This is a genomic window from Clostridium sp. HV4-5-A1G (assembly GCF_900184915.1).
Classification (GTDB): Bacteria; Bacillota; Clostridia; order Clostridiales; family Clostridiaceae; genus Clostridium_B; species Clostridium_B aromativorans.
On record NZ_FXYI02000226.1, the window covers coordinates 1 to 4,827 of the forward strand.

A 4,827-nucleotide genomic window follows, 5' to 3' on the forward strand; every position below is an offset into this window, starting at 1 on the left:
AAGTGTATTAATCATATATATTCAAAATATGATATAAACCCTACAATTTATACATCTTAAAATATTCTTTATTGAATAAATTGAGGGGACTAATCCCTTCAATTTATTAGTCAGTTATTAATTCTGGTGGAGTATGAACCATGGAATATTTTCTTTCTACACATATATCAAATGGTTCAGCAACTGACTGATATCCTATTCCATAGGTTGCATAACCTTTATATCCTCCACATACAGATGTGGTAGCAACATGTTCTTCAATTGCATTTAAATACTCTTGATCTGCAGATGCACTTGAATATCTTTCCTGTCCAGCACCTAAAAAAGCTGCACTTTTAAAAGGATAAATAAGTTCATTAGTATCTGGAGCGCGACACTCCAAATCTTGATCCCATTGATAAGGTGATACATAAAGTCTAAGGTCTTCTATTTCACCTAAATGGTATAAGTATAAGCAAGCTGCAGCTGTTGCTCTATGGTCAGGGTGTGAATCCATATGGCTGTGACATTTAACAGCTATAGAAGTTGTATCTACACCTGTTCTGTTACTTACTTGATTTAAAAGATCTCTTACTCTAGATACAATTTCTTGGTTAACATGGTTATACCTTATATCATTTCCCATATAGCCTACATCCCATCCTTTAGTGCTATCAGTTATATTATAATTAGGATCTGCATTTGCAGTATGATCTACTATTCTTCCTTCTGAAGCCTCTAATCTAGCAGTTATACCCATATCGGTCATAGCGTTTCCAGATTCTTGATCCCTTACATTAATAAACCATTCTAATGAATAATCTGGATTATTAATATAATTATTCTTAACATTTGTGGCGCTACCATCTGTAATTGTTGCCACATAGACCATAAATCCATTAGCTAGGTGGTTTATTATTCCACCTCCGAAAGAAAGTATTTCATCATCCTGATGAGCTGGTAAAAATAAAGCTGCTTTTGTCATAATATTATTCCTCCTAAACTTAAATTCTTTTATGCTGCAAATTAATTTGCTATACAATATATAAAAAGAGGAAAACAGCCATAATGTAAACTATTTTTTTATACAATTTTAATTCAACCTATAAAAAACTGTAACTGGAAATTTTGATTTTCAGTTACAGTTTTTATATTGCAATACAATTAATTTTAATATTTTATACAAAGCACTATCTTTTAAAGTATACTAAATCCAATTATTTGAAAGTCTTTAAGTATTGTAAAAATTATTAACTATAATCAGGTTTACCACCTAAACAAGTGTTTTCAGTACCATCAATTCTTACCTTAAAGTATGCACGTGTATTGCCATAATATATCCAACCATTTTCTATTTTAGTTATATAATATTGCATGCCAGTAGGACGAGATCCTTGATTATTATATTTTGTTGTATCTAGTAAGACAGTATACCCGGTCAAGTCCTTTTTTATTTTGCATAAGAATGATTCCTTTATCTCCCATTCATCTCCAACACGCATGCTATATTCTTTATGGTAATATACCCAATCTCCATCTACAATAACACTATTTACATTATCTGTGTAACTAGTAGTGTTATTATCGGTTTCAAATCGACTAATTGCAAGGCTGCCTATAATAGTATCATTTATAGAACTAGTACCACCTAAGACTCTAAAAGGCTTATTTAAGCTTGAAAAGTTACGAATACTTAAAATATTATCGTAATTATGAATATCATCATCATTATAAATATCATCATTATGAATAGTAAATGCTTCCAAAGAACCATTTACCAATGCAATAGCAGAAGAATTTTTAGCAGCCAAAGCTGAACCTGCCAAAGCATCAGGAAAATTTTCACCACTTGCTAAGTAAATATTACTAAGGTTTAGATCATTCCTAAACTTATTTAATACTGCAATATTAGTATCATATCTGCTGCTGCCATTATAAACATAATTGCTGTTCCATATTCTCTCGCTGTTAGGAAAACTATTTGCAATATTATCGCTTACTACATCCTTTTCTCCTATAATATATGTTTTTGTTATTTTGTTATTCTTTACATAATTAGCTGCAGACTCAGGTAAAGTATTTGGCAGCGTTAGTATAATTGGCATAGATTTTTCAGCAGCAATAGGTGCTATAGATAAAGCATCAGGAAAATTTTCACCATTTACTACTACAACTTGTCCATTAAAATTTAATTGTTCTGCAATTTTAATGGACGTTTCATATCTATTTTGTCCCCAAAGTCGTGTAGTTTTTATATTAAGTCCTTCAAGCTTATTTTTAATGGTATCAGATATTACCGATGGACCTCCAATAATAAATATTTGTTTTACCCCTAATCTTTGTAATTCATTTTCAACTCTACTATCTAAATCTGAGTCTGGATTTAGTAGAATAGGTGCATTATATTTTTTAGCAAGGGGAGCTGCACTGAGAGCATCTGGAAAGTTTTGTCCGTTAGCTAATACAGCATATTCTGAACCATTAGCCCAACCATTTTTAGATACTTCAATAGCAGTAGCATATCTATCATCTCCACAGATACGCTGAACATATGGAGCATAATTTGCAGCCATTACTTTAGATGACATAAAAAGAGATATACCTATTGCACACAATACAAATATTAATTTGTTTTTAAACATTTTACTCCCTCCATTATTAATACTTTTATATAATTAATGTAAAAGTATATTACAATTGTACCATAAAATAACTTAATTTTATGTGATAGAAATACATTGGATATGGAAATAAATTCAGAAAACTCTTTTGTTGTCAAATTTAAATTTTCACGTTCTACTTTTATTCCTTCTCATATGGCTTTGTTATTTACAGAATTTTTTATTTAGAATCATCCCGCAATTTAATTTTATAGGTTATAGTATTATAGAGAAATAAGCAATAGCATATAAAATAACTAAAATGTAGGTGATTTTAAAGAATAGATAAAATTGACGTAAATAAATAATTTATAGATTAAATGAAAAGATTTGAGTTTAATTCAATATGAATTGGAATTATATATAGATTTAACATTTAGTGGAATACAAAATTAATTTTTATGATATAGATTATAGATGATTATCATGGATAAATTTCATTAATAATATAAAGAATACTTGTAATTTATTTTCCAGTTAAAAGCCAATCTAAAGATACATCTAAGGCCTTAGCTATTCCAACTACTTCATAATCTGCTACAAATCTATCTCCAGATTCAATTCTTGAAATTGATATTCTATCAATTCTAATATCCATGAGTTCAAGTTTTGCAGCTAAGTTTTCCTGGGTTAGACGGGGCTTGTGCATACTTCGAGCTTTTTTTACTCTAGTACCTATTATGTTTTTGTTTCCTCCATGCCAATATATTTTCAAAATTACCCACTACCTTTTGTGCTAAAGATTAACTTTTTAAGTTGATTTTACAATTTCATATTGATATAATGTTGCTAAAGATGAACAAATAATAAATATAGATAACAACAAAATGTTAGGAGACGATATATTTTGGGTGAAATAAAAGATAGATTAATGATTAAGGGAAAGATAGAAAATTTGAGAGAAAAACTTAATAATGATATCATCAAAAATATAGAGTACAAAGATATTGAAAAAAATAAAGACATATTGGCTGCAAGTGAAGAACTTGATAATATTATAGTTGACTATATTAAGAATTTTAATCAAGAAATTTGAAGTATTTTATTTGAAATTTATAGAAAAATGCAATTCTATTTCATAAAATCAGATAGATTCCTATTTTTAATGGGAATCTTTTTAATTTTATACTGCAAGAAATATCAAATTTTAAAGCAATTATAAATAAGAAATTATCATAATTGTGGAGAAAAAAATTGTGCATGGGATCATAAAGTCAAGTATGTTCTCAAATATATAATATATACAGTTTTTGTCCCTCCAGATTGTTCAAAAAACCAGCATTTTAGTTATCTTTTTCATACTCTGAACTACTGTCGTAAGTAGGGGCATTGTTCAGACACTTTTTCGATTTTCTGGAAACAAGGTAATACGTTTGCTGGTATTATCCTGTTTAAGAAGATTTACAGGTCATTTGATAAATGTAAAATAAATATTCATAAATTCTACAAAAAGGAAATAAATTCAGATGTTTGATTATGATATATGTTTTAAAAAAGATTCTGCATTCAACAGATATAAGTTTGTAAAACATTATTTTTAGAATTTCTTAAATGATTATGATAATATTTAAGTAGCCATTATGAAAAAGTATTCTTCAATTAAGGTTAGAACGGAAGGTGAATTTATTTGAAACAATTTTATTACACATACAATAAATCTAATAAAAATATAAATCTAAAACAATATATTTATACAATTGGCTCATATCATTATAATTGGCACAACGATTTGGAATTACTACTTATTATGAATGGTAAGGTAGAAGTTTGTACAAATGGTACAAGCAGAAATTTTGAAACTGATGACATGATATTAATCAATTCAAATATTGGTCATGCAACACTAGCACAAAAACCAAATAGCATTGCTATGGTACTACATATAGACCCGATGTTTTTTAAAGAATATTATGAAAATGTAGGACTTTTATACTTTAACCTAAATTCATCGAAAAAAACTAGAAATGAGAAACAATTTGTGTTGATAAGATCTTATCTTTCTCAAATGATTCTATGTTGTAATAAAGAATCTCCAGAACATAAATTACTTTTCGAGAGTCTATTTTATTCTTTAATATATACTATTATTTCATATTTTCCACCTAAAGAAGTTTATTCTGCAGCTTTTATGACTAACCAAAAGAAATTTAATGCAATAAATAGGATGATTAAATATATTGATAAAAAT

General features: G+C 28.0%; 5 protein-coding genes. 2 read left to right on the forward strand and 3 right to left on the reverse strand.

The window, feature by feature from the left end:
* Positions 1-106 precede the first annotated feature (106 nt).
* The 3 genes from J5G60_RS16670 to J5G60_RS16680 form a co-directional block, all read right to left on the reverse strand.
* Entirely contained in the window at positions 107-964 is an 858-nt protein-coding gene (locus J5G60_RS16670; RefSeq protein ID WP_150358786.1) for a PIG-L deacetylase family protein, read from the reverse strand.
* Positions 965-1,229: 265 nt separating this feature from the next.
* Complete coding sequence (locus tag J5G60_RS16675) at positions 1,230-2,621, reverse strand: cell wall-binding repeat-containing protein (protein WP_150358785.1); 1,392 nt, start codon at positions 2,619-2,621, stop codon at positions 1,230-1,232.
* A 484-nt stretch (positions 2,622-3,105) separates the two neighbouring features.
* The gene (locus tag J5G60_RS16680) at positions 3,106-3,354 is read right to left on the reverse strand and encodes a helix-turn-helix domain-containing protein (RefSeq protein ID WP_150358784.1); all 249 of its coding nucleotides are present in this window, start codon (positions 3,352-3,354) and stop codon (positions 3,106-3,108) included.
* Between the two features lie 132 nt (positions 3,355-3,486).
* Between J5G60_RS16680 and J5G60_RS16685 the strand changes: the two genes are divergently transcribed.
* Together J5G60_RS16685 and J5G60_RS16690 are read left to right on the forward strand one after the other, a co-directional pair.
* A complete protein-coding gene (locus J5G60_RS16685; protein ID WP_150358783.1) occupies positions 3,487-3,675 on the forward strand; it encodes a Spo0E family sporulation regulatory protein-aspartic acid phosphatase in 189 nt (62 codons plus the stop codon).
* A gap of 591 nt (positions 3,676-4,266) precedes the next feature.
* Positions 4,267-4,827 (forward strand): AraC family ligand binding domain-containing protein (locus J5G60_RS16690; RefSeq protein ID WP_207876584.1); only part of this gene is annotated, 561 nt, incomplete at its 3' end.

Bases quoted from the DNA above. Each gene is read 5' to 3' on its own strand.
- J5G60_RS16670 (WP_150358786.1), bottom strand. From the start codon at position 964: ATGACAAAAGCAGCTTTATTTTTACCAGCTCATCAGGATGATGAAATA.
- J5G60_RS16675 (WP_150358785.1), bottom strand. From the start codon at position 2,621: ATGTTTAAAAACAAATTAATATTTGTATTGTGTGCAATAGGTATATCT.